The following is a 5,612-nucleotide window of genomic DNA, read 5'->3' on the forward strand; positions in this document are numbered from 1 at the left end:
TGGTCGCCTTTAACGGGTTATCGACTTGTGTATCCTCCGGCATATTTTTTTTTTTAGATGTGTATAAGAGACAGCCTACATGGAGAAACAACGACAGGAGATTGGGCGTAAGAAGGTTAAGAATACCAAGGCTTACAACCGCTTTAAGCGACTCAGTGAGTTCAAGGTAGAAACCCTGCGTTACCCTGTCCGACTTCTCAATTCCTTTCGATAACAATGGCAGCGAACGAGATGTCAGGCTGGCCAAGCTAAACAGAAAATCTCAGGCTGCTTCAGAAGTGATGACGGCGGTTCCATGTTTGCACGGATTCGCAGCTATTTGTCGTCTGCTAAAAAACAGGGAATGAATATATTTCAGTCTCTTTTTAAAGCTGTTCAAAATTACAGCAACAAGCCTTTGCTCGGTGCTGATGCTGGGGAATCATGTCAAATCGGTAGTTGTGAATGCCAGGGTAACACCTGACTGAACGACTATCCTCTTCTATATAAACTAACATAAGCTGATTCCACTTAAGATCGTTCCAAGCTGCAAGCTGCATGCTGCCATTCGTCTACGAGTAACTTACGTACAAAAAATAGAGTAGTGGGTGTAGTTCCAGTTTTAACCGGATTTACAGCTATGTGTCGTTTGTTAAAATAGGGAATGAATATATTAAATCTATTATTAAAACTTTTGAGAATTACAACAAGCAGTTTTTGATGGGTGCTGAATAGTTACGAAACCGATAAGCTCTTGGGTGTCGAAGGCTTCCGAGGGGGCAGCCTGACCATCCAGAATTTCGATCTGACCTCCTGATAATTCAATGAGCCACTTGATAAGCTCGAATCCCGATCTTGCGAGTCGGTCTTTTGTGGTAACCACAGCTTTGGTAGCCATAAGAGGTGTTGGATATCCGAGCATTGCGGATTCCAGAATGGCTTTAAGACGTTGTCGTTTAAAGTTGAAAGCACTGGCAATGTCAGCGATAAACCCGGAGTCAGGGTATCGTTCGAGCAAGAGTCGCTTTTGTGTGGCGATGCTGAATTTTTGTTTGACGGAGCTGACTCTCGCATAACTTATTTTTCGGCTTTTTTTACTAAAGAGTTGGATGAATACACGATAATGACCGCCTGACGTTCGACTTACTCTGTCGTAGTAGCCACTTTCTATTCTTCGCCTAATTGTCTGGCTGGTAACAGACTCCATTCCGGCCAATTTTGTTGTTGACAACCACAAAACCCATACGCCTGAAAATGTTTTGGTAAATATAATCTAAAAATTTTGCGTTCGTTGCATTTTTTTGAACTGCCTGCATCTATTCAGACTTGCCAACCACTGTCTGGGGTACGACACTATGCAGCTTTGATCAGCCACTGCAGCCATCGATGACCATTTCCACGACCGAAGAAAGAGCCAACACGGAAGATTATCTGTCCATTTTTCTGAATGACATTCCATTGATGGATGTGCGTGCTCCGGTGGAGTATGCCAAAGGCAGCTTCCCTTTGGCCAGCAACGCTCCCATTCTGGATGACCGGCAGCGGGAACAAATTGGTACCTGCTACAAACAAGAGGGGCCTGACGCTGCCGTTGAACTGGGCTATGAACTGGCAACGGATGAAGTCAGGTCTCAACGGCTGGCCAGCTGGCAGCAATTTGTCACCCAACACCCACAGGGTTACCTTTTCTGCTTCCGGGGAGGCCAGCGCTCTCATATAACTCAACAGTGGCTTAAAGATTCAGGCTACCCTTACCCTCTGGTTAAAGGCGGCTATAAAGCCCTGAGACGTTTTCTTATTGATGAACTGGAACGTTCTATTGAGGAGATTCCGTTTATTATTCTCAGCGGTAAAACCGGCACCGGAAAAACCTTCCTGATCCACCAGCTGGAAAACAGTGTTGATCTGGAAGGGCTTGCCAATCATCGAGGCTCCAGCTTTGGCCGTCGTTATGGGGGACAACCGGGTCAGATTGATTTCGAAAACCGTTTGTCTATCGCCCTGCTGAAACATCGCCACCATAATCCCGGAATGCCGGTGCTGCTGGAAGATGAAAGCAAGCTGATTGGTCGTTGCAGCCTGCCTCAATCCATGCGGGATAAAATGCAGCAGTCCCCCCTGGTGCTTCTGGAAGAGACCATGGAAGAGCGGATTAAAATCGGCCTGAAGGAGTATGTCACCGATAATCTTGCCGAATTTGTCGCAGCCTATGGCGACGAACAGGGCTTTGATCAGTTTGTCGAAGGGCTCTCCGGCAGTCTTTACCGCATCCGTCGTCGACTGGGTGGAGAGCGTTACCAGCAATTGACCGATATGCTGGAAAAAGCCATTCAGCAACACAAAAAAGAGGGGGTTATAGACGGCTACAGCCCTTTGATCAGTGACCTGCTCAGCCATTATTACGACCCGATGTATGACTACCAGCTGGAGCAAAAAGAGGGTGAAATTATTTTCCGGGGGAATCGTCAGGCCATTGAAGAGCACTACACCACATCACTCATCAATAGCGATACAATAGAGTCTGCCTGAACATACATTAATGGGCCGCCTCGTTAATGGGTATTTCATGAAATAAAACGAACTTACCAAGCCAGCTGTACAGCCTTGAGCTGTGTATGGGTATAAACGCTCAGGAATAGTTCTTTAAGCAAGTGATGTTACGCACCATTACCAGATGTAGTATTTTGTCTGAATGATCAAGCACTGCATGTGATAGTAAACGACAGTGAAGTGCGTAACTACAGTTAATAACTTCCCGATGCAGAACTCGATCTCCGTTCACCCTGAAGCCTGCCGAAGGGTGGTGGCACTGCACCTCGACAGGCCTCAGTACCAACGGAACCCTGGACTCATAAAATACGGAAGTCATTTTGCTACTATTCCTGAGCGGCTTCACTAGAACTGAATCATTGCCATCTGCGCCTCTCCTTCACCCAGGACAGTGTCACCCGCAGCTAACTCCACAGTCCAATCCCGAGATTCGGAAAGAAACCGGTGTGGCCCTCTAAAATAAAGGGGGCTCCTGAAGGTAGTCACCAGAGCCCGACTAATTAGCCGACATACTGATAAATCATTATCCTTTCTTAGTTTTCGGGCATTAAGACAGACTCCCAGTGCGCCTGCTCCCACGGTTATACCGGCAAGAGCGCCCAGTACACCACCGATCATTTTCCCTCTATCACTGTTTGGGGTTGAACCTGAGAGCCGGGCTGTCTGGACTGTTGAAACCGGAGTTGGAATTAAAATGGGTTCCCTGCTGCATCTGACAACTACATCATTTTCATGGGTACAATTGGCGATTACCAATTCGTCGGACGGACATTCCTGAACATTCGTTTCGTTACCGCTACACCGTAAACTGTTTTGAACTATGGGTCCCGTGCCAGGGCATGGCCGATCTTCAACTTCACCAACACGGTATAAAAAACCTCTACAGAATGCGGTGGCATCATTATTATCAAAGCGTTTTTTACAGAAAGTTCCAAACTGTTTCTCCTCAGAGAGCCACACTTCAGGCCTGCCGATAACCGTATCAGGTTGTTCATCGACTACGCAGCTGTCCTCCAATGAAATCCGGGCAACCTGGCAGCTCAGCACTAAATCATTGGCATGCCAACAGTCGTCTTTCCCCAAATTCGGCTCGAAACAGTTCTGAATACGTTTTTCCTCTCCTGAACAAAGGTAAACGTTAAAAATGGGGCCAGAGCTCTGGCATTCGTCGCCAGCCATTCTGGATTCAGCAAACTCCCGGGGATAACCCAATTGAACGCAGGCTACCGGTGCTACCTGTGCACCTTTATAAACAAAAGCACTGCAGACGCTTCCCCACCTATTATTGTGAATAATTTCCAGCCTGGAGCTAACAAAACCCGGTTTAATGACTGCGCAGTGGTTGTGCGGAGCAAGGCGGATTGACTTACTGCACGTTACCACTGCATCATTTTCATGGGTACAATGGTTGCTTGCAGGTTCATCGTACCGACAGTCCAGGAAAGTCGTTTCATTTCCGCTACACTGTGAATTGCTTCGGGCTATAGGGCCCTTGCCAGGACATGGCCGGTCTTTAACTTCGCCAACACTGAACGATAATCCCCTACAGAATTTGCTGGCATCAATATGATCAAAGCCATCTTTACAGATAGTTCCAAACTGATTCTCGTCGGGGAACCACACTTCCGGCCTGCCGGTAACAGTATCCGGATCTGGTTCATCAACTGCGCAGCTGTCCTGTGATGAAATCCGAAGAAGCGGACAGTGAACTATTATATTGTCATCACACTCTCTTTTTTCCCAATGACCAAAGTAACAGTCGTTAATGCTGTCTTCCGTTCCAGTACAGCCTAAATACATTGTCAAGCTGGAGTCTTGGCACCCTCCACTGGCCAGCCTCGAATACCAGACGCCTTCCCGACTATAATCCAATTGAGCGCAGACTACCCTGGCAATGTTGTCATCAAAATAACCACAGGCGGGCACCAGTTCATTGTTGGGCCAGATTCCGGGCCTGCCACTAATAAAGCCAGGGTGTTCATCTCCGCACGACTCAAGCCTCAGCCTGTAATTGACCGACTGAAAGTCTGCTCCGGTTTCGGTTGTTGAACCCGCCGGTGGCAGTGTAGCCCCTCCCGGGACAGGGCTGGGTGACAGATACAAACCGGACGCAGTATCATCAAAGGCCCCCCCTCTTGCCCCCAATGGCGTGGTTGATCCTGCCGCAGCACCCAGTCTACTCAGCAATAACAGGACGGTGAAGCCCGCTTTTACGATGCTCCTCTTCCAGCCCCGCCTGCCGCCAACCGCCGCTCCCTCACGGTTTTCCCCTGTGTCCACTGCATTGTGGTTGAGAACAGGGTTGTTTGCCCCGGCCCTGCCCATTTCTCCATGTTCTGGACCTTCTGCACCCTCAGGCGTAATCCTGTTGTCCAGAAATTGCAGCCAGGTCCGAACCGCTTCGCTTTGACTCTGAGCGTGCCCTGCAGCGAGTTTTTCTACCAGCCTGGCCAGGGTGATACCGGGGTGACATTTACAAAGATCAATAGTGGTCTGCAACAGCGGGCGTTCGAAAGGGTGACTGATACTCTGGCCAGTCAGAAAACGCCGGGCAAAGGCCATGGAGGAGGAGGTATCAATACCAAGATTTAGTTCCTGATACACCAGGTATAGCGGGTCGTCCTGCAGGGACTGCAACACCCCGGGGAGCTGAAGATTCTGCATGGCGGCGTCCACACCCCGGATATAATCCAGTAACTCATTAGTGGTTTTATTGCCTACCCCATTCTGATTCAGTTCATCCTTCAGATTGTTGCGATGCTGTAGATTATCCACCACACGCATGGGAGCCACCATGGGCTTCCTCTGCATCAGTAACTCAACCTGTCGGCGATCCAGCGAGATATCCAGGGTGGGAGGCATTTGCCCCTGCGCACTCTGCTGATCAATAACGGGCTGGCCAGGGAACCGAAGAATCCGCCGACCGGAGTCCGCTTTACCCTCACGGTTACCGTGAAAAGAATCCGGCAAATAATCGGGTCGGCGATGGACTGCCTTGTCTGTCTGGCTGGTTATCGGGTTGATATTATTTGCCAACGCCGGATCAGATGTGGCATGAGGCGATTCTGACATCATAACAATAT

4 protein-coding genes are annotated in these 5,612 nt (G+C 48.9%); 1 reads left to right on the top strand and 3 read right to left on the bottom strand.

All coding sequences use genetic code 11. The annotated features are described in order from the left end of the window. Both RM811_RS05945 and RM811_RS05950 read right to left on the bottom strand, forming a co-directional pair. Positions 1 to 247: hypothetical protein (locus RM811_RS05945; protein WP_402521798.1), on the bottom strand; the 247-nt coding region annotated here is incomplete at its 3' end. A 417-nt stretch (positions 248 to 664) separates the two neighbouring features. Beyond that, positions 665 to 1,210, bottom strand: coding sequence for a recombinase family protein (locus RM811_RS05950; protein WP_402521800.1), 546 nt, complete (start codon positions 1,208 to 1,210; stop codon positions 665 to 667). Positions 1,211 to 1,365: 155 nt separating this feature from the next. On the opposite strand from RM811_RS05950, the gene mnmH reads away from it, so the two are divergent. Continuing rightward, a complete protein-coding gene (gene mnmH, locus RM811_RS05955; RefSeq protein WP_402521802.1) occupies positions 1,366 to 2,508 on the top strand; it encodes a tRNA 2-selenouridine(34) synthase MnmH in 1,143 nt (380 codons plus the stop codon). A gap of 366 nt (positions 2,509 to 2,874) precedes the next feature. On the opposite strand, the gene RM811_RS05960 is transcribed toward mnmH, so the two are convergent. Next, a partial coding sequence (locus tag RM811_RS05960; RefSeq protein ID WP_402521804.1) for a hypothetical protein occupies positions 2,875 to 5,612 on the bottom strand: 2,738 nt, incomplete at its 5' end.

It is taken from the genome of Endozoicomonas sp. (assembly GCF_031844845.1).
Lineage (GTDB): Bacteria > Pseudomonadota > Gammaproteobacteria > Pseudomonadales > Endozoicomonadaceae > Endozoicomonas.

Coding starts and splice junctions, on each gene's coding strand:
- mnmH (WP_402521802.1), top strand. CDS start 1,366: ATGACCATTTCCACGACCGAAGAAAGAGCCAACACGGAAGATTATCTG.